A 23116-nucleotide genomic window follows, 5' to 3' on the forward strand; every position below is an offset into this window, starting at 1 on the left:
GAGCGAAGCGAATTGCACCGTTTGCAGGAAGGGGCTACAGCCAGCGGGCGAGCCAGAGGCGCAGGCGCAGTTCGAGCGGCGGGGCGTAGCCCTGCTTGCGGAAGACGATTTCGCCGTCGGGGTTGATGATGAAGCTGGCCGGGACGCCGCGTACGTTGTAGCGCGCGGCGAGGGCGCCCTCCGGGTCGTTGATCACGGCCAGTTCGCGCTCGCGTTCGTTCAGGTGGTCGAGCACCTCTTCCTTGACGCCGGACTGCATGGCGACTGTCAGCACCGGGTGGCCTTGCGACAGGCGCACGATCTCGCCTTCCTCCAGGCGGCAGATCGGGCACCAGGTGGCCCAGAAGTGCAGCAGCATGGGTTCGTCCGCGTAGTCCGCGAGCGAAACGGGCGTTCCATCCAGAAGTTGGGCCTCGAATTGAGGCGCCGGGCCCTCGACCATGTCGCGCGCCATCCAGGCGCGCACCGCCAGGAAGATCACCAGAGCGAGCCCGATCTGGATGCCCCAGCTGAGCGCGCGGCGGCGCCGCGAGGGCTTGGGGCGTTTCGACTTTTCTGGCTGGGTCTCGGTCAACGGATCATCTCGGCTTGTCCTGGGCGTGCGCGGGTGCCGCGGGTCTTCGGGCCCTTGCGCACGGCGATGCGTACCAGTTCGTCCTCGTCTTTCATCAGGCGTTCCCTCTGTGCCTCGGTCAACAGCGGATTGCGCGCGACGAAGTAGCGCAGGTTGGGGTCGCGGTCGTTTACGCAGGCCTCCACCTGTTCCGGGGTCAGGTCCGCGCGCTTGGCGCAGTTGAGGCGCACGGTCTGGTTCGGGTCGGCCAGCAGGAGGACGACCTCTTCCGGCGTCAGGTCCATGCGCCGCGAGAAATACGCCTTCACCTGGGCGTGCTGGTCGCGCACCAGAAGCGGGCGCCAGTGCGCCTCGAGGTCCGCGGACAGGGCCAGGTCCATGCGTTCCTCGAACGTCATCGCCTTGTATTGCTGCTTCAGCTCGGTCATGGCCGCAACATTATAGGCGGGCCGGTTGGGATGCGCGGATACGACCCCACAATGTGCAGGAACGACAGCGGCCGGGGCCCTGTCGTACTATTAGAAGACGATGATCTACCCCGGATCCTGGGGTGAGAGGGCAGATGAACGCACCGGTGGCCGAAAAACCGATTTTCCACGTGCCGCGCACGGACCATGTGACGGCCTCGCTGCACGCGTTGACCGACACCCAGCGCGACGAGCTGGTGCGCCGCATCAAGCGCTTGCTGATCGAGCGCAACGCGGTGCTGGTTGCGCATTACTACGTGGACGAATCCCTGCAGCGCCTGGCGGACGAGACCGGCGGCTGTGTGTCCGACTCCCTGGAGATGGCGCGCTTCGGCAAGGAGCACCCGGCCGCGACGCTGGTGGTGGCTGGCGTGCGCTTCATGGGCGAGACCGCCAAGATCCTGAGCCCGGAAAAGCGCGTGCTGATGCCGACGCTGGAGGCGGAGTGCTCGCTGGATCTCGGCTGTCCGGCGGACGAGTTCGCGAAGTTCCGCGCGCAGTATCCGGACCACACCGTGGTCGTGTATTCGAATACCTCGGTGGACGTGAAGGCGCAGGCCGATTACGTCGTTACCTCCAGCATCGCCGTGCCGCTGGTCGAGCACCTGCGCGACCAGGGCAAGAAGGTTCTCTGGGCCCCGGACAAGCACCTGGGCGATTACATCCGCCGTACCACCGGCGCCGACATGGTGCTTTGGGACGGCTCCTGCGTGGTGCACGACGAGTTCCGCTCCTGGGCGCTGGAAGATCTGCGCGGGCGCCATCCCGGCGCCGCCGTGCTGGTCCACCCGGAATCCCCGCGCGAGGTGATCCACCAGGCGGATGTGGTGGGCTCCACCAGCCAGCTGATCGCGGCGGTGAAGGACCGCCCGGAACAGGAATTCATCGTCGCGACGGACAAGGGTATCTTCTACAAGATGCAGCAGGCCGCGCCGGACAAGAAGTTGATCGAGGCGCCCACTGGTGGCCACAGCGCCACCTGCACCAGTTGCGCGCACTGCCCGTGGATGGCGATGAACGACCTGGTCTCGCTGGCCGAGACGCTGGAAGACACCAACGAGCCGGCGAAGAACGAGATCTTCGTCGACGAGACCGCGCGCCAGAAGGCCCTGGTCGCCACCCAGCGCATGCTCGACTTCGCCGCCGAACACCGCAAGGCCACCGAAGGCGACGCCTGAGCACTTTGCCGGGATGACCGACGGGCATTAACAGGACGATGTAATGGGCCAAATGTCTCGCAGGCTGGACCGTACCGCCGTCTTGAAGGCGCTCAGAGATCACCGTGCGTATCTCGAACGCGAATTCGGCGTGTGCGGCCTGGCGCTGTTTGGCTCGCTGGCCCGCGACGAGGCCGGAGAGCAGAGTGACGTCGATATCCTGGTGGGTTACGACGGCCCGGCCTCCGCACAACAGTATTTCGGTGTGCAGTTTTACCTCGAGGATCTTCTGGGGTATCCGGTGGATCTGGTCTCGGAAAAAGCTCTGCGCGCCGAGCTTCGTCCGTTCGTCGAGCGCGAGGCGATCCGTGTCTGAGTCCATGGCCGGGCGCGAGTGGCGTTTCTATCTGGACGACATGGTTCGGTTCGCTCGCAAGGCGATGGCCTATACGGATGGTCTTGATCGCGACATGTTCGTACAGAATGAGCTCGTCTTCGACGCCGTACTCCGTAACCTCGAGCTAATCGGCGAGGCTGCCAGTCATGTGCCCTCCGAGGTCCGGGAGGCACATCCGGATATTCCCTGGCGCATGATCGTTGCTACCCGCAATCGGCTGATCCACGCCTATCTGGGTATCGACAGCGACACAATCTGGAATTTGGTGGACGAGCACCTTCCAGATTTGGTCAGCGGTCTCGAGAAAATGCGCCAGGAGTTGTAGGGGCTAGGGTTTTTTGGCCGCCTGTCGGGCTTCGACGTCCGCCGCTAGCTGCGTGGGACATGTGTTCCATAGGTTTCTATCGGTCGTTAAGCCACGCGGCCCACTGCGAGTGGGTGGAGGCGTCCACGCCGGCAGCCTTGGCCGCCTGCTGCAGGTGGGTCTGCAGGTCGGACATCAGTTCGGAATCCATCAGCTCGGGCTCCAGCGTCAGTTGCGCGTGCAGCGTGCTGTAGACGAGCTTCAGTTCATTCACCGGATAATGCGACCAGTCGAGGTGGGCCATGGTGTCCGTTCTCCATATGGGGTGGGTAATTCGTGTCTCTGAATATAGCTTGGCGTTGACCTCGGTGGCTGGACAAATGGGCTTGCGGGGTATCGGACATGTTTAAGCGGCGGGCGCGCCTGCTGGTGGCGGCCGAGCGGGCCGACGGGCGGGCCGCGCGCGTGGCGGAGCTGGGCGCAGCGGCGGAGTTCGAGGACTGGATCGAGGTGCGCCCGGCGCGGATCATGGGCGGGGTCACTGCCGAGGATTTGGCGTGGGCCGATCTGCTCGTGGCGGTCGACGCGGCGGCCGCCCGCGCGATGCCCGCCGAACGCCCGGCCACCTGCCGTCCGAAGTACTGGACGCTGCCGGGCGAGACCGGGGCGGCGCTCGACCTGCAGACCCTGGAGGCGCTGCGTTGCATGGTTGGGGGGATGCGCATGCTCGCGCGCGCGGACGCTGAAGACGACGCCTGACGCATCCTCTCCACGTTCGTCATCCCGGAAACCGGGTAGCGGTTATCCGGGATCTCCTGACCCTGTCACCGTTCCGGCGAGATCCCGGCTCTACGCTTCGCTTCGGCCGGGATGACGATATCCTCCGTCATTGCGAGGCCCGCGAGGGGGCGTGGCAATATCCATCCGAAATCCCGATGCTTGCCTCGCGGGTGAGGGGGTGGCGTTCGGGCTGTCTGCGGAGGTCGCCACGGCGCCGCACGTCTCGCGATGACGTGCTCATCAATCCGTAGTGGGGAGGCTCCACCGGGGGCTGAGGTGCTTCTACTCGGGGTGGTAGGGGACGGGTGCGCGGGCGTGGAGCTGGGCCAGGTGGTCTTCGTAGAGCGCCCAGATGCGTGGGGCGATGGCGCCGCGCGAGCCGGGGTAGGTGAGGCGGTCGGGGTTGAAGCTGATCAGGCGCTCGATCTCGGTGCAGCGCAGTTCCTCGTTGATCACGTTGAAGATGAGGATCTGCGTACCCTGGTCGGCGATGGGCAGCAGGGCGCCGATGAGGCCGGTGTCGTTCAGCCCGGGGTCGCCGCGGGCATCGCCCAGCTCGGCGGGGGGGCGCACCAGTGTGCCCAACAGCTCCTGATAGGCCTGGTCACAGGCATAGCAGATTTCCGGTGCACGCAGGCCCTGCACGCGCGCACAGGCTTGACGCACCGTTCCGTCTGGCAGCGCCATGCGCTCCGGGGCGACCGGGATGCGGTTGGTCTTGCCGTTCGGAAGCAGGCGCGGGACCGACTCCTGGCAGGAGGGGCAGCGCCATGTTGAGACTCGCGGGCCGTCGATTACGTTATTGGGCGGCATGCGGCGCTCCCCGGAAAATAGATGGGGTCAGTATACGGCGCGGCGAGGGGCTTGTTGGGGATGGCCCGCGGGCGAATGCCCCGGCCAGGATCGGGCGCGGGCAGGGGCATTCGCGGGCAGGCTCGCTCCCACAGGGCTGTTTCCACAAAGCCTTGTTTGAACAGGAGTGCCCGGTTCAGCCGAAGTAGTCGGGCTCGTTTCCCGGGCGCCACTTGATGTTGCAGCCGAGGCTCGGGTGCTGGGGCTCGGGTGCCGGCTTGCCGGCCAGGAGTGCGTCGCTGGCGGCGCGCAGGTCACGTCCGGTCACCGGGACGTCGGATCCCGGGCGGGTCTCGTCGAACTGGCCGCGATAGTAGAGCTTGCGTTCGGCGTCGAACAGATAGAAGTCCGGGGTGCAGGCGGCGTGATAGGCCTTGGCGACGGACTGGTCCTCGTCCAGGCAGTAGGGGAAGTTGTAGCCGAAGCGGCGGGCATCGTCCTTCATTTTGTCCGGTGCGTCGTCCGGTACGGCCTGGATGTCGTTGGAGTTGATCGCGATGACCGCGATGCCCTTGTTCGTATACTCGCGGCCGTAGCGGGCGAATTCGTGACGGATGAGCTGCACGAACGGGCAGTGATTGCAGATAAAGGCGATGATGTAGCCTTTCGCGTCGGGGAAGCTGTCGAGGCTGATGGTCTCGCCGGAGACGACGTCCGGAAGGGAAAAGCTGGGTGCCTCGGTGCCGAGTTCGATCATCTGCGAGGGGGTGCGGGCCATGACTGCTCCAGTGTTCGGATTTGCGACAATTATACGGCGTTGGCCGGGGGTGCTTGAAACCTTCCGGCCCCGCCAGCACTCTTCGAGATAATACCCGAGCAATGGAGTAAGGAATATGGGCTGGGTGACCGGTGTCGTACAGGAGCGCAAGCAGTGGACGGATCGACTGTTCTCGCTGCGGGTGGATGCCGAGGTTGAGCTGTTCAAGGCCGGGCAGTTCAACCGCCTGCGTCTGGAGATCGACGGCGAGCCGGTGGCGCGGCCGTATTCCTATGTGAATGCGCCGGGCGAAACGCCGCTGGACTTCTATTTGATCACCGTTCCGGATGGACCGCTGTCCAATCGTCTGGCGCAACTGGGGCCGGGCGACACGGTGGAGCTGATGCCGCGCGCGACCGGCTTTTTTACCCTGGATGAGCTACCGGACAGCCGCGACCTGTGGCTGCTTTCCACGGGCACTGCGCTGGGGCCGTTCCTGTCCATGCTGAAGACCGATACCCCCTGGGAACGCTTCGAGAACATCCGCCTGATCCACGCGGCGCGCAAGGCCGAAGAACTGACCTATCAGGACACGATCCGGCAGTTCCAGGAACGTGACGCGAAGCGGTTCCAGTACATCCCGTTTGTCAGCCGCGAGCCGTTCCCGGGTGGGCTCGAGGGCCGGGTACCGGCCGCGATTGCCGAGGGCCGCCTGGAGCATCACGCGGGCCTGAAGATCACGCCGGAGCACTCCCAGGTCATGCTGTGCGGCAACCCGGACATGGTGAAGGATACCGCCGCGATCCTGCGCGAGCGCGGGCTGGAGAAGAACCGCCGACGCAAGCCGGGGCAGATCACGACCGAGAACTACTGGTAGGCCCAGGAATATGTAGGAGCCTGCTTGCAGGCGAAGCGCCTGCCAACGCTCGATATGGGGCAGGGGCGTTCGCCTGCAAGCAGGCTCCTACGGGGGAGCTTCTGCCGTTCCGGGTCTAGTCCAGCAGGTTCGCCGACCAGGCGCGGATCAGGCCGGCGACATAGCGGGTGTGTTCCGGGCGCGAGAGCAGGTGGTCGGTCTGGTGCAGGGCGACGAAGCTCTTCGGGTGATGGGCCTGCTGAAAAATCTTGCGGGCGTGGTCGACGCTGACCACGGTGTCGCCCGGTGCATGCAGCAGCAGGAGTGGCTGTTCCAGGGTCTCCAGCGTGACATCCAGGGTCGGCTCCTCGATCGACTCGATAAAGGCGTGGCCGATTTCCACCGGGCGCCCGCCGATGCTGATGCGGGCCGAACCCTCGCGCCGAATCTCCTCCGCGGTATCGCCGAACAGGTGGGCGACATGGCCGGGGCGGCTGGGGGCGGCGATGGTCACGATGCCATCCAGTGACTCGCGCTGCGCCCCCACATAGATCGCCATGGCGCCGCCGAAGCTATGGCCGATAAGCAGGTTGGTATGCCGCCCCGTGTAGGTCTCCAGCGCCTCGATGGCGGAGTGCAGATCCTCGCAGTAGGTCGCAAGCGTGCTGTCGCGAAACTCCCCTTCGGAGTCGCCCAGCCCCATGAAGTCGAAGCGCAGGGTGGCGATGCCTTCCGCGGCCAGGGCGCGCGCCAGGCGCACCGTGGCGGGGAAGTCCTTGGAGCAGGCGAAACAGTGGGCAATGCAGGCCTGGCCGCGGATGGCATCCGCCTCGGGCGCGACGATCACGCCGCCGAGGCGGACGCCGCGCGGGGTCTGAATGGTCAGCGGCGTGTTGTGGGTCGCCATCGGGGGGCTCCGGATGAAGGGTATTCGCTATGGTCCCACCGGGGACGGTCTGCGATCATACGGGTTTGATGATCCGAATGGCCACGCGGGGTGTCTCCCGGTATACGGCCACCACTTCACGGGACCACTGGGGGACGGCTTGGAAACCGAGAGTCAGATTCGCGCACGCCTGGCCGAGCTGGAGGCCGAGCACCGGGCTCTGGATTCCGCGATCGGCGTGATGCACGAGCAGGCCGCACCGGACATCTTCGCCATTCAGCGCCTGAAGAAGCGCAAGCTGCAGTTGAAGGACTCTATCCAGCGCCTGCGCAGCCGCCTGATCCCCGACCTCAACGCCTGACCCGGGTGTATTCACCACGAAGCGGATGAAGGCACGGAGAAGGGGGGGGATCCGGCGGTTGTCAGGCGAGTAGGATGCGTTGAGCGTTGCGAAACGCATCCGGGGGGCGGCAGTTCCGCGGAACCGATGCGATTCGCTGTGCTCATCGGCATCCTACCCTTCCTGTATGTTATCCCCGGTTTCATTGCTGACCTCTGTGGTGCACACGCTCTTGGCCTTCTTCGTGTACTTCGCGGTGGCCAACAAAAAACGGCGCCCGGAGGCGCCGTTTAAGTGTGTTCCATAGTGGAACGCCGGGGTTTAGCCCCAGATGTCGTGGGTGATGCCGTTGTACCAGGCGCGGGTGTATTCCGCCTCGCGGCGACGGAAGCTGGTGCTGGCACCCGACGGGCTGACCCCACCGGCACCGGATACCCCGGCCATCGCACCGTCCTGGTACTGGTAGACCGCCGCTACGCTGACCGCGTAATCGGGGGTCACCAGGCTGTAGCAGGTGTTGGCGGACGAGGGGTTGATGGGCTCCTGCCCCGCCAGTTCGCGGACGATGGCGGCCGCCACGATCTTGCCCTGGTTGTTGGCCGAGTGGCCGGACTTCGGCATGGCGCCCGCCACGCTGGCATCCCCCAGGACGTAGATGTTGTCGTCCATCTCCGACTTGAAGGTCAGCTGGTCTACTGGCACCCAACCGGCGTCGTTGGTCAGGCCGACGTCATGGGCGATCTGACCGGCGCGCTGGGCCGGGATGAAGTTCAGTACGTCGGCGCGGACGCGTTCGAAGCCGCTGTCGGCCAGTACGGTCATGTTGGAGACGTCGATCTCCTCGGCGCGCCCGCCCGATGAGCCGGCCCGCCACTCGATCATGTCGCCATAATGCTCGGCCCAGCCTTCCTCGAACAGGCCCTGCTTGGAGAAGCCATCCTTCGGGTCGAGGATGATGATCTTGGAACGTGGCTTCTCCTGCTTGAAGTAGTTCGCGACCAGGGATACCCGTTCGTACGGCCCCGGCGGGCAGCGGAACGGGTTGGGCGGGGCGACCATGACGAATACGCCGCCGTTCGGCATGTCCTGCAGCTGGGAGCGCAGCAGTTCGGTCTGCGAACCGGCCTTCCAGGCATGCGGGATGCGCTCGGCATCGGACTCGGAGATGCCCGGCATGTCGTCGTAGCGGAAGTCGATGCCCGGTGACATCACGAGCTTGTCGTAGCTCACGCGGTCGCCTCCGCTCAGGCGCACGCTGCGCGCATCGGCGTCCACCGCGGTGACGCGGTCCTCGATGATCTCGATGCCGTATTCATCGCGCAGGGTGTCGTAGCCCTGGGCGATGTCGTCCATGCCGGCGAAGCCGCCGATCACCCAGTTACTGCCGTAGCAGGTGTAGTAGGTGGCGTTGGGCTCGATCAGCGTTACGCGCATGTCGGGCGAGAACTGCTTGATGTATTTCGCGGTGGTCGCGCCGCCAGAGCCGCCGCCGACGACCACGATGTGGGCCTTTTCGGCCCCGCGCATGCCATTGGCGGCACAGCCGATACCGGTGAGGGCCGCAGCGCTGCTGATGCCCGCGACCTTCAGGAAATTACGTCGATTAAAGTCATGCATGATTCGTTTCCCCCTGATCAGAAGCGGCTGAAGTAGCCGGCCATCGATTCGATTTCCTCGTCGGTGTAGCCCTTGGCGTGACGATCCATGATCGTCGCGTCGCGGTCACCGTCGCGGAATGCCTTCATTTGGCTCTCGATGACTTCAGCGGGAATGCGGTTCAGTTCCGGTACGCCGTCGCCTGCAGCGGCTGCGTTGTGGCAGGCCTTGCAGGACGCGGCCATCAGCTGGCCCCGGGTGATTTCGTCGTCGGCAAGGGCCTGGGTAGCAGTGCCCGCCATCGCCAGCGAGGCGGCAAGCCCCACCAGGTACAAGTGCGATTTCTTCATTGAAACGGACTCCTCCGTAAGAAGTGGCTTTTAGCGAGCGACAGCTGTGACGTACTGCCTTCATCCTTTGGCCCGGTGTGAAGATCCGGGTTGTGGTTGCGCCACCGGGTTCGAGCCCGGTAGTTGCGCCTGATCGCGAAAACCAACGATCATGAACCTCGTATAGCACAGAAAAAACGCCTTTTCGATGCATTGCAAAGGCATATGCCGCCAGGAGGAGTGCCATGACAGGAGAACGACGTCGTCATCCAAGGATCCCGATGACGGTCGAGGTCGTGGCCGAGTGCGAGAGCGGGGATACGGTCACCCTGACCACGAACGATATCTCCGGCGGGGGGGCCTTCCTCGAGTGGGAAGACCCGGAAAATGCCTGCGTGGGGCACCTGATGAAGCTCGCCTCGGACGACGAACTGATGCTGCAGGTATTCGGCATGCTGGGGGACGGCGGCGAGGCGCCGCGGGTCAAGGCCCAGGTGGTGCGGGTGATGGATGGGGGTATTGCGGTGCGCTTTGACCCCGAAGAGCTGGAATAGCCACCGGGAACCGGCGTTACGCCTCGCGCTCGATCTGTTCCAGCCCCGCGGCCCATTCGTCGGCGATCAGCGGGTTGGTCAGCAGCCAGTTCACGGTGTCCGGGCTCCAGTCATCCTGCGCGTCCTGCAGGGCGATCTCCCAGTCTGCTGCCGTGTAATCCCCGCGCCCAAGGGTGCTGAGGGCCTGCAGCTCCGCCTGTTGGTCCGGACCCAGGTCGCGCAGCGTGCCCTCCAGTTCCTGCAGGGTCAGGTCGCTGGCGTGATCAGCCAGGATCTGCATCGCCCAGTCGTTGTCGCTACCCTCGCTTCCGGTATCCGGGAAGACCACATCCTCTTTGGCATGGAATTCCCGTGCGGCCTGGATTAACCGCTCCATCGTCTCGCCGGTGATGCCGAGGGAGATGGCCATCTAGTGGGCCGGCGTCCGTTCCTGGGCCAGGACCCAGGGGGCGGCCACGATCGCAGTGAAGATCGGGTCGTTCGCGGCCCAGCGGCGGGCATCGTCATCCGAGGCCCGCGCGACCTGGTCGTTGGCCAGCCATTCGCTGACCTGATGGGTCGCATCGTCGCGGATGGCGCGGGCGACCTCGATCAGATCCAGCTCCGGCGCCACGCGGATCACCACGCCGCGCGCGAAATGCGGCATCAGGTCTTTCCACGGCAGCGGGCCGGCCTGTTCTTCCAGTGGGACTTCGGGTTGTTCGGCAGAGGCCTCGTGCATGACGGTTCCAGTCGGTTTCAGATATCGTTCAGGCTAGGCCGATACCCTTGTATCTTCAACATCTGCCCACGCACGCGTCCGGAGAATGCACCGATATGCGACCCACGCCGGATCTCCAGCCCGGACACCGCGGGCGGGACCTGACGCGGCCCCGCGCGGGCCACGCACTGGTGCTGGCGACGCTGCTGTTCGTGGCGCTTCCGGCGCAAGGCCAGTTCAACACGGATGACCCCGAGGCCGCCGTCTGGGATCTCGACGAGGCCGTTGCCCAGATCGAGGCGCACTACCCGGGCCGGGTGCTCCACGCGCGCGAGGATGTGAGCCAGTTCGGGGCGCGTCTGTTCATCATCCGTATCCTGACCAACGATCAACAAGTGCGTACCCTCCGGATCGAGGAAGGCACCGAAGTGGAGCTCCCGGAATGAACCTGCGCGTGGTACTGATTGAAGACGACGTCGCGCTGCGCAACCAGATTGGCGAGGAGCTGGACCGCAGTGGCTGCCGCGTGGATACCGCCTCGGACGGCGAGACCGGGCTTTACCTGCTGACCGAGTACCACTGCGACATCGCGGTGGTGGATCTGGGCCTGCCGGGCATGGATGGGCTGGATGTGATCCGCAAGGCGCGCGAGTCCAAGCCGCGCCTGCCGATCCTGATCCTGACCGCGCGCGACCGCTGGCAGGACAAGGTCGAGGGCCTGGAGGCCGGGGCTGACGACTACCTGGCCAAGCCGTTCCACATCGAGGAATTGCTGGCGCGGCTGCGCGCCCTGGCACGCCGCAGCCTGCAGTCGGGCCAGGAGCGGCTGGCGTTCGGGCCGCTGGTGATCGACACCGCGGGTGACGAGGTCTGGCTGAATGACGAGCCGGTCACCCTGACCACATTCGAATACCGCCTGCTGATGACATTGGTCCGCCAGCCGGGCCGGGTGCTTAGCAAGGATGCGCTGGCGGATTACCTCTACGATCACGACGAGGACCGCGAAAGCAACGTGATCGAGGTCCTGATCGGGCGCCTGCGGCGCAAGCTGGATGCCGACGGCAGCCTGGGCTTGATCGAGACCCTGCGCGGACGCGGCTACCGCTTCGCCCGCGAACCTGACGCTGCGCCCGAAAACGAGTCGGAAAGCACCCGATGACCTGCCGCGAGGCTGCCGGGTCCGCATGACAGCGGCCCTGCGCAAGCTGCGTGGGAGTCTGGTCCTGCGCCTGGCGGGGGTCACGGCGATCACCGTGCTGATCTTCTCGTTGCTGACCGCCTGGGTGCTGGAGGCCGCCTTCCGCGACAATGCGGCGGATGCGGTAGAAACCCGCCTCGAGGCGCAAGTCCTGCTGCTGATGGGGCTGGCCGAGGTGGTCGGCCCGGCCGATGTGCGCGTCCCCGAGATGCTTCCCGAGAGCCGTTTGCAGTTGCCAGTCAGCGGGCTCTACGCGCGCATCCTGGGCGAGGAGGGGCAGACCCTGTGGCGCTCGCCGTCGGCGGTCGGCGTCTCCCTGCGCGGCTGGACGGAAGACGAGTACTTCAGCTTCAGCCTGCCGGTGCAGTGGGAGCTGGACGGCGGTCAGGTCGGCCTGACCTTCCAGATGCTGGAGGACCGCGAGGCCTTCAGCGAACAGGTCGAGCAGTACCGCACCAGCCTCTGGCAGGGGCTGATGACCATGACCCTCTCCATGATCCTGGTCCTCTCGCTGGCGTTGTGGTTCTGGGGCTTGCGCCCGCTGCGCCAGGTCCGGCGTGACCTCGATGCCCTGCGCCACGGCGACCATGCGCATCTGGCGGGCGATTATCCCACCGAGGTCCGCGCCCTGACCGGCAGCATCAACGACCTGGTCGAGTTCGAACGCGCCCGCCTGGCGCGCCAGCAAAATGCCCTCGCGGATCTGGCTCACAGCCTGAAGACCCCGATCTCCGCCCTGCGCCTGAACCTCGAGAGCGCGCGACCGGATAATGACGACATGCAGCGCCAGGTCGACCGGCTGCAGGGCATCGTCCAGCATCAGCTCAATCAGGCCCAGCGGCTTGGGCCGGCCCCGTTCCAGGCTGCCGAGCCGCTGGGGCCGATCATCGAGCGTACCGGACAGGCATTGGGACGGCTTGCGGCCCAGGAAGGGGTGGCGCTGGAGACCGATCTGGCTGCGGGCTGCGTCCTGCGCATGGACAGCGGGGCGATCTTCGAGCTCCTCGGCAATACCCTGGACAATGCCATCCGCCATGCGACCACGCGGGTGCGCATTACCACTCGCTGCCAGCCCGGCGAGGTGATGCTAATCATCGACGATGATGGGCCTGGCATCCCGCCGGCCGACCGCGCCCGGGTGCTGGAACGCGGCCAGCGCGCGGATACCCGCGGCGACCAGGATGATGGTCGCGCCGAGGGGCAGGGGCTGGGGCTCAGCATCATCCACACCCTGGTGACCGACCACGGCGGGACGCTGTTCATCGAGCAGGCCCCGGAGCTCCACGGCGCGCGCATCCGCATGGTGTTTTCCGCGTCCTGAAACCGGTGCGGGCGGGGTCGGGGGTTGCTCCATGATGCGTTTCGCGGTGCTCAACGCATCCTACGAGGATCCCTAATGGCACCCCGCCGCTTGGCATCGTGCACCGTAGCGCGGCTGGACATCGCCCCCGTAGGATGCGTTGAGCACCGCGAAACGCATCAACCAGGTCGTGTCGCGCCCCAAACCCTTCGAAGTCAGAGTGTCAGGCCGTCCATCGGCAACGCCGGGGGGTCGCCCAGCACGCTGTCGCGCACCAGCGCGGCCGCGCCGCAGGCGAAGGTCCAGCCGAGGTGGCCGGAGCCGGTGTTGAGATAAAGGCCGGGTACCGCGGTCGCCCCGAGGATCGGGGTGCCGCGTGCGCTCATCGGACGCAGGCCGGTCCACGGGGCCATGGTCTCGGCATCCATTTGCTCGGGCAGGCTGGCCAGGGTGCGCCGGCAATGATCCAGTACGCTGGCGGCCCGTTGCGGGTTCAGGCTGCCGTCGCGACCCGCGAACTCCGCGGTGCCGGCCAGGCGCAGGCGATCGCCCAGCGGGGTCATCACGACCTTGTTGGCGTCGTCGATCAGCGGCAGGTGAATCCGGGTTCCGGCGTTCATCGGCAGGGTCAGCGAGTAGCCCTTGACCGGTGCCACGGGCAGCCGGATCCCGAGTGGGCGCAGCAGATCGGGCGCGTGGTAGCCGTTGGCAACGACACAGGCATCCGCGGCGATCGGGCCTTCCGAGGTCTCCAGCGCATCGAGGCGGCCGCGGAAGGTGCGCAGGCGGCGCACCGCCACGCCCGGGCAATAGGTCAGTCCGCGGCGGCGGGCGATGGCCAGCAGGCCCGCGGTAAAGCGGGCGGCATCGCCGATGGCATCGTCGGGAAAGTAGAGCCCGCCGCACAATTGATCGCGCACGGGGGCCAGCGCCGGCTCTTCGGCGATGATGCGTTCCACGGTCCAGTCCTCGAAGCGCACGCCGGCATCCGCCATGTCCTCGCTGGCGGTGCGATTGCGGGCCTGGCTGGCCGGGTCCTGGAATAGCTTGAGGATGCCGCTGCGGCGGAAGTCGAAGTCCAGCCCCTCGGGTGCCAGCTCGCGCTGCAGGCGGTCGATCTCCTTCAGGGAGAAGGCCGCCAGGCGCGCATTGAGCCGGGTGTGTTCCTCGAAGCGCCCGCGGCGGCTGTTGCCGAGAAAGCGCAGGCCCCAGCCGATCAGTCCCGGTATGGCGTACGGGCGCACCAGCAGTGGGGAATCGCGCCGCCCGAGATAGCGCAGCAGGTCGAGACCCACGCCCGGGGCGTTCCAGGGTTCGGCATGGCTGGCATGCAGCATGCCGCCATTGGCGAAACTGGATCCGCTGGCCGGCGCCGCAGCGGCGTCCAGCAGCACGACCTCGGCTCCGGCCTCCTGCAGGTACCAGGCTGTGGTGACACCGATCACCCCGGCGCCGATGACCACTACGCGCATCCGTTGGTCCTTCCGTTGTCGTGGCTCATGTGCCACTGGCCAGTCGTTGGATCAGTGTCGCGTATTCGCGTTCCAGGCGTTTGGGCGAAACCTTCTCGCGGGTGCCCAGTTCCTGGGCGAACTGCGAGACGCGGAATTCCTCGATGCGGTAGCGAAAGGCCAGGACGTCCGGGTGGTCCGGGGCGCGGGCGATCAGTTCCTGCGCCTGCTGCCACAGCGGCTCCACGGCGACGCGGCGGGCGCGGTCCTTGTCCGGGGCCTGGCTCAGGCGCTCCAGGCGCTTGTCGATCGCCTCGAGGTAGCGCGGCAGTTCCGGCAGGACATCATGCGGGATGCGCAGCAGGAAATCCGCCGGGACCAGCGCGTCCAGCTGCCCGCGGATGTCGCGCGCGGCCTCGATCCAGGACAGCGGCAGGTCGCCCTGCAGCCGGGTGCGCAGGTCGTGCCAGCGGCGCAGGATCTCGGCGGTCAGGCGCGAGAGCTCCATTACGGTGGGCGAGAACGCCGGCAGGGACTCGTTGAGTCGTTGGGCGAACGCCTCGGCGGCGCGTGGCCAGGGCTCGGCCAGGAACACGCGGTCCGCAGCGGCCTCCAGGATCTGGTCGCGCAGGGCCTCGCAGCTGCCCAGCGTCGAGTAATTCAGGCAGGCGCGTTCGATCTCCGGGAGCTGGCGGCGCAGATTGCGCGCGGTCTTGCGGGCGCCGAGCAGGAACAGCCGGCGCAGGCCCGCGCGGTGGGCGCGTTCGGCCTTGGCCGGGTCGGGTTCCAGCTCCAGCGAGACCGAATCGCCGCGATCGACCAGGATCGGGAAGGCTCGCAGCTGTGCCCCCTGGTGGTCGAATTCGACACTCACGGGCAGCGCACCGAAATCCCATTCGGTGATGCCCTCGCGGGTGATCTCGTCCGGGCGGCTGGCGTCGAAGTGGGCCTCGGCGCTCCCGCCCAGCCGTGCCTTGAGCGCGGGCAGGTCGCGGCCGCTGGTCTCTTCCTTCCCTTCCGGGTCGAGGATGCGAAAGCGCATCACCAGGTGCGGCTCCAGGGTCTCCGGGCGCCAGGCATCCAGCGGGATGTCGGTGCCGGTCATGGCGCGCAGGGCTGCGGCCAGTGCGGGAATCAATGGGCCCTGGCGGTGTTCGATGCGGGCCAGGGCGGCCTGGGCGAAGTCCGGGGCGGGCACGAACTGGCGGCGCAGGGCCTTCGGCAGGCTCCGCAGCAGGGCGGTCACGCGATCCTCCAGCAGCCCCGGCACCAGCCAGTCGCCCAGCCAGTCGGGCACCGCGTTCAGCGCGGCGATGGGGATGGTGACGGTCACGCCGTCGTCCGGTTGGCCGGGTTCGAAGCGGTAGGCCAGTGGCAGGCGTAGCCCCTCGAGCTCCAGATGGTCGGGATAGGCGCCTTCCGGGAGCGTGGCCTCTGGCTCGTTCAGGAGCTCGGCGCGGTCGATCTTCAGCGCCTCCGGATCGTGTTTTTCGGTCTTGCGCGCCCAGGTCTCGAAGGTCGTGCCGTCTGTGATCTCGGCCGGCAGACGGGCGTCGTAGAAGTCGAACAGGCGCTCCTCTTCCACCAGCAGATCGCGGCGGCGCCCGCGCGCCTCCTGTTCGGCGATTTCGGCCACCGCCTCGCGGTTGGCGCGCACGCCGTTGGAGCGCGAGCGCAGCTCGCCACCGACCAGGCCCTCGCGGATCAGGATGCGCCGTGCCTCGGCCGGGTCGTGCTTGGCGAAGTCCACTGGCTTTTTCGGTGCCACGACCAGGCCGTACAGGGTGATGCGGTCGAAGGCCCCGACGCGCCCGCTGCGGCCCTGGAAGTGCGGCTCGAAGATGTGGTGCTTAAGCAGATGCGGGGCGGCGGTCAGGATCCAGTCGGGCTCGATGCGTGCGTTGTCGCGGGCGTAGACACGCGTGGTCTCGGCGATCTCCGCGCTCATCACCCAGGCCGGCTTCTTCTTCGCCAGCACCGAGCCGGGGTGGATCTGGAAGCGGCGGTTGCGCGCGCCCAGGTAGTCGCCGCGCTCGGTCTTCTGCCCGACCTGACTGACCAGCCCGGTCAGCAGCGCCCGGTGCACCGCCTCGGCGTCCGCCGGTTGGTGGTTCGGGTGCAGGTCCATCTCGCGCGCCAGGCGCAGGAGTTGTACGCGCAGCTCCTGCCATTCGCGCATGCGCAGGAAATTCAGGAAGTGTTCGCGGCACCAGCGCTTCAGGGCACTGGACCCGAGGTCCTCGCGGGCGGTGTGCCAGGCGTCCCACAGCCGCAGCATGCCCATGAAGTCGGAGCCCTCGACCTGGAACTCGCGGTGGGCCTGGTCCGCCGCCTGGGTGGCCTCGGCCGGGCGCTCGCGCGGGTCCTGCAGCGACAGGGACGCGGCGATGGTGGCGGTTTCGGTGACACAGTCGTGCTCGGTGCCGGCCAGCAGCATCGCCGCGTGGCGCGGGTCGATGGGCATGCGCGCGAGCTGCCGCCCGCGCCGGGTGATCCGGCCACGGTCGTCTACTGCGCCCAATTCGTCCAGCAGGTGGTAGCCATCCTTGACCAGGCGCGGGTCGGGCGGGTCGAGGAACGGGAACTGGCGCGGCTGGCCGAGCTTGAGCGCGGCCATCTGCAGGATTACCGAGGCGAGGTTAGAGCGCTGGATCTCCGGGTCGGTGAAGGGCGGGCGCAGGTTGAAGTCGTCTTCCGCGAACAGCCGGATGCAGATGCCGGGGCCCAGCCGGCCGCAGCGCCCGGCGCGCTGGTTACAGGCGGCCTGCGAGATGGCCTCCAGGCTCAGGCGCTGCACCCGCGAGCGCCAGGAGTAGCGCGAGATGCGCGCGAGCCCCGAGTCGATCACGAAGCGGATGCCGGGCACGGTCAGCGCAGTCTCGGCGACGTTGGTCGCGAGCACGATGCGACGGCCGCTGTGTGACTGGAATACCCGCGATTGCTCGCGCGCGGACAGCCGCGCGTACAGCGCCAGGATCTCGGTGTCGGCGCGGACCTGGCCGCGCAGGGCCTGGTGGGCGTCGCGGATCTCGCGTTCGCCGGGCAGGAATACCAGTACGTCGCCGGGTCCAGCGCGCTCGCACTCGGCCACCGCGTCGCGGATGCCGTCGAACAGGTCGCGTTCACCACGTCCCTGTTCGTCGCTCTCGTCTCCAGTATCTTCCGGCTCGATCGGTCGGTAGCGGACCTCCACCGGATAGGTGCGTCCGGCCACCGTCAGGATTGGGGCGTCGTCGAAGAACGCCGACAGCCGTTCGGGGTCGAGGGTGGCCGAGGTGATGATGATGCGCAGCTCGGGGCGCTTGTGCGACAGGCGTTTGAGCACGCCCATCAGGAAGTCGATGTTCAGGCTGCGTTCGTGCGCCTCGTCGACGATGATGGTGTCGTAGGCGCGTAGTTCTGGGTCATGCGCCATTTCCGCCAGCAGGATCCCGTCGGTCATCAGCTTGATCCAGTTGTTTGGCCCGGTCTGGTCGGAGAAACGCACCTTGAAGCCGACCGTGGAGTCCCGGTTGCCGCCCAGGGTGGTGCCCAGTTCCTCGGCGATGCGGCTGGCCACCGAGCGCGCGGCGATCCGGCGCGGCTGGGTGTGACCGATCAGCCCGGCCTCGCCGCGCCCGGCCTCCAGGCACAGCTTGGGCAGCTGAGTGGTCTTGCCGGAGCCGGTCTCGCCGCACAGCACGAGCACCGGGTGCTCGCGGATGGCGGCGACGATGCGTTCGCGCTCGGCGTGGATCGGCAGGTCGCCGGCGTAGACGGGTTGCGGGCGCAGGCGGGCGCGCTCGTCGCTGCCTACCTGGGGGGCGGCCCCCTCGGTGGTGGCCAGGCGTTCGGCGAGGGTGCGGGCCATGCGGTCGCACGGCTGTCCGCGCCGCTGGCGCTGGAGGGCCCGGCGCAGCAGGTCCGTGAGATCCTTGCGTTCGCCGCCGGAGGGCAACGCCTCGATGCGGGCCGCGAGGGCGTCGAGATCCGGTGCGGGGGCCGGTTTCACGCTCAGCCCTGGTAGCGCAGACGCAGGGCCTCGATATTCTCCGTGCGCAGGCGCTCCAGCGCCTGGCGCACGCGGTCCTCGTCACTGAACGGGCCGAGGTAGACGCGGTACCAGGTCTCGCCCTGGATCTTGACCTCGTGCACTTTCGGGTCCAGACCGAGCAGGGTCAGTCGTGCCTTCATCTCGTCGGCCTGGGCAAAGCGGCGGAACGAGCCGGTCTGCAGGACGACCGGATCGCCTTCACTGGGCGATGCGGCCGGTGGCACAGCCGGGGCGGGCGCGTCGCGCTCGGACTCCGGCACCCGGATCTCGTCCTCGGGCAGCAGCTCGTAGTAGCGGAAGCGGGGCTCGTCGTCCGAGGGAACGGTGTCCCGCTCCACCGGTGCCGGGGTCGGGGCGGCCGTCTCGGTCGCGGGATCCGGGTCACCGAACAACGCGCCCAGATCCGGCGATCGGTCGGCACCCTGCAGGTACAGCACGGCGGCAAGCCCCAGGCCGATCAGCAGGCCGAGCAACATCCATACCCAGCCGGGGATCGGCCGCGAGGCCTTCTGTGGGGCGGACTTGCGACGGGTCTTGCGCGCCTGGGCCATGGTCTACATCCGTTCCGGGGCGGTCACGCCCAGCAGGCGCAGGCCGTTGTGCAGCACCTGCCTGGCGCCGGTCAGCAGCGCGAGACGCGCACCGATCACGTCGGGGTCGTCCGCGTTGAGGAAGGGTACCGCGTTGTAGTAGGCGTGGAAGCCGGCGGCCAGCTCGCGCAGGTACTGGGCGATCTGATGCGGTTCGCAGGCCTCGGCGGCCGCCGCGATCACCTCCGGGAAACGGTCCAGGCGGTCCAGCAGGTCATCCTCCTGCGGTTCGGTCAGGCGCGTGCTGAGGCCTGCGGCGTCGGCGGCGGCCGGGGCATGCCCGCGCTCGGCAGCGGTGCGCAGCACGCTGGCGATGCGCGCGTGCGCGTACTGGATGTAGTACATCGGGTTGTCGTTGGACTGCGACTTGGCGAGGTCGAGGTCGAAGTCCAGGTGCTGGTCGCAGCGGCGCTGCACGTAGAAGAAGCGCGCGGCATCCGAGCCGACCTCGTCGCGCAGTTCGCGCAGGGTGACGAACTGTCCGGCGCGGGTGGACATGGGCAGGCGCTCGCCACCGCGGTAGAGGATCGCGAACTGCACCAGCAGCACGTCGAGGCGGCCGGGGTCCAGGCCCAGGGCCTGCAGGGCGGCGCGCACGCGCGGGACGTAGCCGTGGTGGTCGGCGCCCCAGATGTTGATGACACGCTCGAAGCCGCGCTGGAATTTCTCGCGGTGGTAGGCGATGTCGGAGGCGAAGTAGGTGTAGTCGCCGTTCTCGCGGCGCACCACACGGTCCTTGTCGTCGCCGTAGTCGGTGGAGCGGAACCACAGGGCCCCGTCCTGCTCGTATAGCGCCCCGCGCGCCTGAAGATCCTCCACCGCGGCGTCGATCGCGCCGGAGTCGGCCAGGCTGCGTTCGGAGAACCAGCACTGGTACTCCACGCCGAATGCGCGCAGGTCATCGCGGATGTCGTCGAGGATTGCGTTCAGGCCGCAGTCGAACACCTTGCGGTAGAGCGTCTCGCCCAGGAGCTCGCGGGCGCGGGCGATCACCGCGTCGATGAAGGTTTCCTTGTCGCCGCCGTCCGGTTCGTCCGCCGGAAGGTCGCGGGTGACGGCCTCGGCCGGGTGCACGCCCTGTTCGCCGATCTGCGCGGTCAGGGTCTCGGCGACCGGGTGGATGTAGTCGCCCTTGTAGCCATTGGCCGGGAACGGCACCTGGACACCGTGCTGCTCCAGGTAGCGTAGCCACACACTGGCAGCGAGGATGTTCATCTGCCGCCCGGCGTCGTTCACGTAGTACTCGCGGGTGACATCGAAGCCGCAGAAATCCAGCAGGTCGGCTACTGTGGCGCCAAAGGCCGCGCCGCGGCCATGGCCGACATGCAGCGGCCCGGTGGGATTGGCGGAGACGAATTCCACCTGCACCGGGCGTCCGCCGCCTACGCTGGAGCGGCCGAAGTCGTCACCTTGGGTCGCGACGCGGCCCAGCACCAGCGTGCGGGCATCCGCGGCCAGGCGGAAGTTGATGAAACCGGGGCCGGCGATCTCGGTGCCGGCGAGGCCGGGCACCTCGGGCATGGCGGCGCACAGGGCCTCGGCCAGATCGCGCGGCTTGGATTTCGCCGGGCGCGCGAGCTGCATCGCCAGGTTGGCAGCGAAGTCGCCGTGTTCGCGGTCGCGCGCACGCGTGACCTGTACCTCGACACCGTGGTCGGCGGGTACGCGGCCTTCGGCCACCAGGGTCTCCAGTGCGGCCGCCAGGGCCTCGGTCAGGGTGTCTTTCAAGGGAAGCTCGATCCGTCGGGTAAAAAGGGCCGCATTCTAACCCGGAAGCGCTGGTCGTGCCGCCCCGGACGGGGCGCTCGAAGGGAACCGGGCGGCGGTTTACGCCAGCGAGACCGGGTCGATGTCGATGGCGATGCGGGTGCCGCGCGGAAGGTCGTCGGTCTGCCAGGCGTGGCGGGCGCGGGTCAGGGCCCGATGGAGTGGGCCGCGCTGGGTGGACTGCAGCAGGATCTGTTCGCGGAAGCGGCGATTGACGCGGTGGCGCGGTGCGGGGGCCGGGCCGAGCACGCGCAGGCCTTCGGCAGCCGCGTTGCGCAGGTGGGTGGCGACGCGCTCGGCGTGGCGGCGGGTGGTCTCGGCATCGCCCGCCTCGACGCGGACCAGGGCCAGGTGGCCGTGGGGCGGCATCTCGGCGGCAGCGCGCTCCTCCAGCAGGGGCGCGACCATTGCCGGGTAGTTCGCGGCGTTCAGGCCGCGGATCAGGGGATGGTCCGGGTGGCCAGTCTGCAGCAGGACGCGGCCGCCGCCGGAACCGCGTCCGGCGCGCCCGGCGGCCTGCACGATCAGCTGCAGGGTGGTTTCGGTCGCGCGCAGGTCGACGCTGAACAGGCCCTGGTCGACGTCAATCACGCCGACCAGTCCGACCTGCGGGAAGTCGTGGCCCTTGGCCAGCATCTGGGTCCCGACGACGATGGCGGCATCCAGCTGGCGGATACGGTCCAGCGCCTCCTCGAGCGCCCCCTTGTGGCGGATGCTGTCGCGGTCCAGGCGGATCAGCGGAGTGGTCGGGTAGTGGCGGGCCAGGGCCTGTTCCAGGCGCTGGGTGCCGAGACCGCGCTGGGCCAGGGCCTCGCCGCATTGCGGGCAGCGCTGGGGGCGCGGTTCCTGGTGACCGCAGAGGTGGCAGACGGCACGCGGGTTGTGCGCGTGGATGGTCAGGCGCGCATCGCAGTCCGGGCATTCGGCGACCCAGCCGCAGGCGTCGCAGGCCAGCACGCGGGCGAAGCCGCGCCGGTTCAGTAACAGGAAGCACTGGTGGCCGGCGGCGAGGGTCTGTTGCATGGCATCCAGAAGCGGGGCGGTGAGGCCCTCGTCCGGGGTGTGCACACGCGTGTCGATGGCCTCGACGGCGGGCGGTTGAGAGCCGTCCGGGCGCGTCGCCAGTCGGGCATGGGCGTAGCGGCCAGTGGTCGCCGCATGCAGGGTCTCCAGGGTCGGCGTGGCCGAGCCCAGGACCACCGCGGCCTGTTCCAGCTGGCCGCGCTTGATGGCCAGGTCGCGGGCGTTGTAGCGAAAGCCGTCCTGCTGCTTGAAGGCGCTGTCGTGCTCCTCGTCAACGATGATCAGGCCGAGATCGGGCAGGGGCGTGAACAGCGCCGAACGGGTGCCGACGACGATGCGTCGCTGCCCCTGACGGGCCGACTCCCAGGCGCGCAGGCGCTCGCCCTCGGACAGCCCGGAGTGGAGGAGGGCGACCTGCCCGGGGAAGCGCTGCTGGATGCGCGCGCTCAGCTGTGGCGTCAGGGCGATCTCGGGGATCAGGAACAGGACCTGGCGCCCGCGTGCCAGCACGCGTTCGGCCATTTGCAGGTAGACCTCGGTCTTGCCGCTGCCGGTGACACCCTCCAGCAGGAGGGGTACGCCGGTATCCGGGGTCAGGGCGTCGACGGCGGCGCGTTGTTCGGCGGTCAGGGTGTGGTCGCTGGTGTTCGGGGGCGGTGGCTGTTTCGGGTCGGGCGTGATCGCCTCCAGCCAGCCGCGTTCCGCAAACGCGCGCAGTTCGCGCGGGGCGAGTTGCAGCCCGGTGGCGGCGGCCAGGGTGGCGCGATCCAGGGCCGGTGAGTCATGCGGTGTGGAACCCGGGTGGGCCAGCGCGCGGAGGACGGCCTGCTGGCGTCGCCCGCGGGCGTCACCGTCGGCCAGCGCCTGGCTGCCCGCGGGTGTCATCCGCCACAGGGTCTCCGGGGTCAGGGCGGGGAGCGGGTCGCCATGGCGCAGGGCCGGGGGAAGTGCCCCCAGCAGGGCTTCGCCCAGGGGGTGGTGGTAGTACCGGGCTCCGAACTGCAGCAACTCCAGCAGGCGGGGCCCCAGGATCGGTTCTGCCTCGGGTGCTTCCTGGATCGCACGCAGGCGGCCGGGTGCAACCTCGCTGGTGGATGCCAGCTCGACCACGACCCCGATGGTCGACCCGCGCCCGAAGGGCACGCGCACCCGCTGGCCGGGTGCAAGCGTCAGGTCCTCGGGGATGCTGTAGTCGAACAGCCGGTCCAGAGGGCGATCCAGCGCGATGCAGGCGATTCGGGGCGCGGCAGGCATGCGCACAGTCT

25 protein-coding genes are annotated in these 23116 nt (G+C 67.9%); 10 read left to right on the forward strand and 15 right to left on the reverse strand.

The window, feature by feature from the left end; genetic code table 11:
- Positions 1 to 34 precede the first annotated feature (34 nt).
- Together TVD_RS01475 and TVD_RS01480 are read right to left on the reverse strand one after the other, a co-directional pair.
- Positions 35 to 574: a protein disulfide oxidoreductase gene (locus tag TVD_RS01475; protein ID WP_047250621.1), complete on the reverse strand. Its 540-nt coding sequence runs from the start codon at positions 572 to 574 to the stop codon at positions 35 to 37.
- Positions 571 to 1002, reverse strand: a complete 432-nt coding sequence (locus TVD_RS01480) for a hypothetical protein (RefSeq protein WP_047250622.1) — start codon at positions 1000 to 1002, stop codon at positions 571 to 573. Before TVD_RS01480 ends, TVD_RS01475 begins: the two co-directional genes overlap by 4 nt.
- Before the next feature lie 134 nt (positions 1003 to 1136).
- On the opposite strand from TVD_RS01480, the gene nadA reads away from it, so the two are divergent.
- From nadA to TVD_RS01495, 3 genes are read left to right on the forward strand one after another with little or no spacing between them, the layout of a single operon-like run.
- Entirely contained in the window at positions 1137 to 2219 is a 1083-nt protein-coding gene (nadA, locus tag TVD_RS01485; protein WP_047250623.1) for a quinolinate synthase NadA, read from the forward strand.
- Between the two features lie 43 nt (positions 2220 to 2262).
- Positions 2263 to 2574, forward strand: a complete 312-nt coding sequence (locus TVD_RS01490) for a nucleotidyltransferase family protein (RefSeq protein ID WP_018144604.1) — start codon at positions 2263 to 2265, stop codon at positions 2572 to 2574.
- Positions 2575 to 2578: 4 nt separating this feature from the next.
- On the forward strand, positions 2579 to 2920 hold the full coding sequence (locus TVD_RS01495; protein WP_047251879.1) for a HepT-like ribonuclease domain-containing protein: 342 nt from the start codon (positions 2579 to 2581) through the stop codon (positions 2918 to 2920).
- A 76-nt stretch (positions 2921 to 2996) separates the two neighbouring features.
- On the opposite strand, the gene TVD_RS01500 is transcribed toward TVD_RS01495, so the two are convergent.
- Positions 2997 to 3203, reverse strand: coding sequence for a hypothetical protein (locus TVD_RS01500; RefSeq protein WP_047250624.1), 207 nt, complete (start codon positions 3201 to 3203; stop codon positions 2997 to 2999).
- A 98-nt stretch (positions 3204 to 3301) separates the two neighbouring features.
- Here TVD_RS01500 and TVD_RS01505 point away from each other — a divergent pair, with 98 nt between their 5' ends.
- Complete coding sequence (locus TVD_RS01505) at positions 3302 to 3658, forward strand: hypothetical protein (RefSeq protein ID WP_047250625.1); 357 nt, start codon at positions 3302 to 3304, stop codon at positions 3656 to 3658.
- 303 nt (positions 3659 to 3961) lie between these two features.
- Here TVD_RS01505 and TVD_RS01510 read toward each other — a convergent pair whose 3' ends face one another.
- Together TVD_RS01510 and TVD_RS01515 are read right to left on the reverse strand one after the other, a co-directional pair.
- Positions 3962 to 4492 carry a hypothetical protein gene (locus tag TVD_RS01510; protein WP_018168330.1) on the reverse strand — a complete coding sequence of 177 codons (531 nt, stop codon included), beginning with the start codon at positions 4490 to 4492 and terminating at the stop codon, positions 3962 to 3964.
- 175 nt (positions 4493 to 4667) lie between these two features.
- Positions 4668 to 5249 carry a thioredoxin family protein gene (locus TVD_RS01515; protein ID WP_047250626.1) on the reverse strand — a complete coding sequence of 194 codons (582 nt, stop codon included), beginning with the start codon at positions 5247 to 5249 and terminating at the stop codon, positions 4668 to 4670.
- A 115-nt stretch (positions 5250 to 5364) separates the two neighbouring features.
- Here TVD_RS01515 and TVD_RS01520 point away from each other — a divergent pair, with 115 nt between their 5' ends.
- A complete protein-coding gene (locus tag TVD_RS01520) occupies positions 5365 to 6105 on the forward strand; it encodes a ferredoxin--NADP reductase (RefSeq protein ID WP_018168328.1) in 741 nt (246 codons plus the stop codon).
- A gap of 115 nt (positions 6106 to 6220) precedes the next feature.
- Here TVD_RS01520 and TVD_RS01525 read toward each other — a convergent pair whose 3' ends face one another.
- A complete protein-coding gene (locus TVD_RS01525) occupies positions 6221 to 6991 on the reverse strand; it encodes an alpha/beta hydrolase family protein (RefSeq protein ID WP_047250627.1) in 771 nt (256 codons plus the stop codon).
- A gap of 139 nt (positions 6992 to 7130) precedes the next feature.
- Here TVD_RS01525 and TVD_RS01530 point away from each other — a divergent pair, with 139 nt between their 5' ends.
- Positions 7131 to 7331: a YdcH family protein gene (locus TVD_RS01530; protein WP_018168326.1), complete on the forward strand. Its 201-nt coding sequence runs from the start codon at positions 7131 to 7133 to the stop codon at positions 7329 to 7331.
- A 300-nt stretch (positions 7332 to 7631) separates the two neighbouring features.
- On the opposite strand, the gene TVD_RS01535 is transcribed toward TVD_RS01530, so the two are convergent.
- Positions 7632 to 8927 (reverse strand): FCSD flavin-binding domain-containing protein, encoded by a 1296-nt coding sequence (locus TVD_RS01535; RefSeq protein WP_047250628.1) that lies wholly within the window; start codon positions 8925 to 8927, stop codon positions 7632 to 7634.
- A 17-nt stretch (positions 8928 to 8944) separates the two neighbouring features.
- On the reverse strand, positions 8945 to 9256 hold the full coding sequence (locus tag TVD_RS01540) for a c-type cytochrome (RefSeq protein WP_047250629.1): 312 nt from the start codon (positions 9254 to 9256) through the stop codon (positions 8945 to 8947).
- A gap of 260 nt (positions 9257 to 9516) precedes the next feature.
- Here TVD_RS01540 and TVD_RS01545 point away from each other — a divergent pair, with 260 nt between their 5' ends.
- Positions 9517 to 9789: a PilZ domain-containing protein gene (locus tag TVD_RS01545; RefSeq protein WP_019593426.1), complete on the forward strand. Its 273-nt coding sequence runs from the start codon at positions 9517 to 9519 to the stop codon at positions 9787 to 9789.
- Positions 9790 to 9805: 16 nt separating this feature from the next.
- On the opposite strand, the gene TVD_RS01550 is transcribed toward TVD_RS01545, so the two are convergent.
- Together TVD_RS01550 and TVD_RS01555 are read right to left on the reverse strand one after the other, a co-directional pair.
- Positions 9806 to 10198 (reverse strand): DUF3775 domain-containing protein, encoded by a 393-nt coding sequence (locus tag TVD_RS01550; protein ID WP_047250630.1) that lies wholly within the window; start codon positions 10196 to 10198, stop codon positions 9806 to 9808.
- The gene (locus TVD_RS01555) at positions 10199 to 10510 is read right to left on the reverse strand and encodes a DUF2288 family protein (protein WP_019593424.1); all 312 of its coding nucleotides are present in this window, start codon (positions 10508 to 10510) and stop codon (positions 10199 to 10201) included. It lies immediately after the preceding gene.
- Between the two features lie 95 nt (positions 10511 to 10605).
- Here TVD_RS01555 and TVD_RS01560 point away from each other — a divergent pair, with 95 nt between their 5' ends.
- The 3 genes from TVD_RS01560 to TVD_RS01570 are packed head-to-tail and all read left to right on the forward strand — an operon-like array spanning position 10606 to position 13008.
- Positions 10606 to 10935: a PepSY domain-containing protein gene (locus TVD_RS01560; protein ID WP_018938253.1), complete on the forward strand. Its 330-nt coding sequence runs from the start codon at positions 10606 to 10608 to the stop codon at positions 10933 to 10935.
- Positions 10932 to 11648: a response regulator transcription factor gene (locus TVD_RS01565; protein WP_047250631.1), complete on the forward strand. Its 717-nt coding sequence runs from the start codon at positions 10932 to 10934 to the stop codon at positions 11646 to 11648. The genes TVD_RS01560 and TVD_RS01565 overlap by 4 nt, the downstream gene beginning before the upstream one ends.
- A 25-nt stretch (positions 11649 to 11673) precedes the next feature.
- Positions 11674 to 13008 carry an ATP-binding protein gene (locus TVD_RS01570; protein WP_047250632.1) on the forward strand — a complete coding sequence of 445 codons (1335 nt, stop codon included), beginning with the start codon at positions 11674 to 11676 and terminating at the stop codon, positions 13006 to 13008.
- A gap of 194 nt (positions 13009 to 13202) precedes the next feature.
- Here TVD_RS01570 and TVD_RS01575 read toward each other — a convergent pair whose 3' ends face one another.
- The 5 genes from TVD_RS01575 to TVD_RS01595 all read right to left on the reverse strand — a co-directional run bounded on the left by TVD_RS01575 (position 13203) and on the right by TVD_RS01595 (position 23105).
- Complete coding sequence (locus TVD_RS01575) at positions 13203 to 14459, reverse strand: FAD-dependent oxidoreductase (protein ID WP_047250633.1); 1257 nt, start codon at positions 14457 to 14459, stop codon at positions 13203 to 13205.
- Between the two features lie 25 nt (positions 14460 to 14484).
- On the reverse strand, positions 14485 to 18429 hold the full coding sequence (gene hrpA / locus TVD_RS01580; protein WP_047250634.1) for an ATP-dependent RNA helicase HrpA: 3945 nt from the start codon (positions 18427 to 18429) through the stop codon (positions 14485 to 14487).
- Positions 18430 to 18431: 2 nt separating this feature from the next.
- A complete protein-coding gene (locus tag TVD_RS01585) occupies positions 18432 to 19022 on the reverse strand; it encodes an SPOR domain-containing protein (protein ID WP_047250635.1) in 591 nt (196 codons plus the stop codon).
- Positions 19023 to 19025: 3 nt separating this feature from the next.
- Positions 19026 to 20789 (reverse strand): arginine--tRNA ligase, encoded by a 1764-nt coding sequence (argS, locus tag TVD_RS01590; protein WP_047250636.1) that lies wholly within the window; start codon positions 20787 to 20789, stop codon positions 19026 to 19028.
- A 99-nt stretch (positions 20790 to 20888) separates the two neighbouring features.
- Positions 20889 to 23105: a primosomal protein N' gene (locus TVD_RS01595; RefSeq protein ID WP_047250637.1), complete on the reverse strand. Its 2217-nt coding sequence runs from the start codon at positions 23103 to 23105 to the stop codon at positions 20889 to 20891.
- Between the last annotated feature and the right edge of the window lie 11 nt (positions 23106 to 23116).

Source organism: Thioalkalivibrio versutus (assembly GCF_001020955.1).
Taxonomy (GTDB): domain Bacteria; phylum Pseudomonadota; class Gammaproteobacteria; order Ectothiorhodospirales; family Ectothiorhodospiraceae; genus Thioalkalivibrio; species Thioalkalivibrio versutus.

Coding starts and splice junctions, on each gene's coding strand:
- TVD_RS01500 (WP_047250624.1), bottom strand. CDS start 3,203: ATGGCCCACCTCGACTGGTCGCATTATCCGGTGAATGAACTGAAGCTC.
- TVD_RS01555 (WP_019593424.1), bottom strand. CDS start 10,510: ATGCACGAGGCCTCTGCCGAACAACCCGAAGTCCCACTGGAAGAACAG.
- TVD_RS01520 (WP_018168328.1), top strand. CDS start 5,365: ATGGGCTGGGTGACCGGTGTCGTACAGGAGCGCAAGCAGTGGACGGAT.
- TVD_RS01480 (WP_047250622.1), bottom strand. CDS start 1,002: ATGACCGAGCTGAAGCAGCAATACAAGGCGATGACGTTCGAGGAACGC.
- TVD_RS01525 (WP_047250627.1), bottom strand. CDS start 6,991: ATGGCGACCCACAACACGCCGCTGACCATTCAGACCCCGCGCGGCGTC.
- TVD_RS01565 (WP_047250631.1), top strand. CDS start 10,932: ATGAACCTGCGCGTGGTACTGATTGAAGACGACGTCGCGCTGCGCAAC.
- TVD_RS01595 (WP_047250637.1), bottom strand. CDS start 23,105: ATGCCTGCCGCGCCCCGAATCGCCTGCATCGCGCTGGATCGCCCTCTG.
- TVD_RS01575 (WP_047250633.1), bottom strand. CDS start 14,459: ATGCGCGTAGTGGTCATCGGCGCCGGGGTGATCGGTGTCACCACAGCC.
- nadA (WP_047250623.1), top strand. CDS start 1,137: ATGAACGCACCGGTGGCCGAAAAACCGATTTTCCACGTGCCGCGCACG.
- TVD_RS01585 (WP_047250635.1), bottom strand. CDS start 19,022: ATGGCCCAGGCGCGCAAGACCCGTCGCAAGTCCGCCCCACAGAAGGCC.
- TVD_RS01510 (WP_018168330.1), bottom strand. CDS start 4,492: ATGCCGCCCAATAACGTAATCGACGGCCCGCGAGTCTCAACATGGCGC.
- TVD_RS01515 (WP_047250626.1), bottom strand. CDS start 5,249: ATGGCCCGCACCCCCTCGCAGATGATCGAACTCGGCACCGAGGCACCC.
- TVD_RS01560 (WP_018938253.1), top strand. CDS start 10,606: ATGCGACCCACGCCGGATCTCCAGCCCGGACACCGCGGGCGGGACCTG.
- TVD_RS01535 (WP_047250628.1), bottom strand. CDS start 8,927: ATGCATGACTTTAATCGACGTAATTTCCTGAAGGTCGCGGGCATCAGC.
- TVD_RS01570 (WP_047250632.1), top strand. CDS start 11,674: ATGACAGCGGCCCTGCGCAAGCTGCGTGGGAGTCTGGTCCTGCGCCTG.
- TVD_RS01540 (WP_047250629.1), bottom strand. CDS start 9,256: ATGAAGAAATCGCACTTGTACCTGGTGGGGCTTGCCGCCTCGCTGGCG.
- TVD_RS01505 (WP_047250625.1), top strand. CDS start 3,302: ATGTTTAAGCGGCGGGCGCGCCTGCTGGTGGCGGCCGAGCGGGCCGAC.
- TVD_RS01550 (WP_047250630.1), bottom strand. CDS start 10,198: ATGGCCATCTCCCTCGGCATCACCGGCGAGACGATGGAGCGGTTAATC.
- TVD_RS01545 (WP_019593426.1), top strand. CDS start 9,517: ATGACGGTCGAGGTCGTGGCCGAGTGCGAGAGCGGGGATACGGTCACC.
- TVD_RS01490 (WP_018144604.1), top strand. CDS start 2,263: ATGGGCCAAATGTCTCGCAGGCTGGACCGTACCGCCGTCTTGAAGGCG.
- TVD_RS01495 (WP_047251879.1), top strand. CDS start 2,579: ATGGCCGGGCGCGAGTGGCGTTTCTATCTGGACGACATGGTTCGGTTC.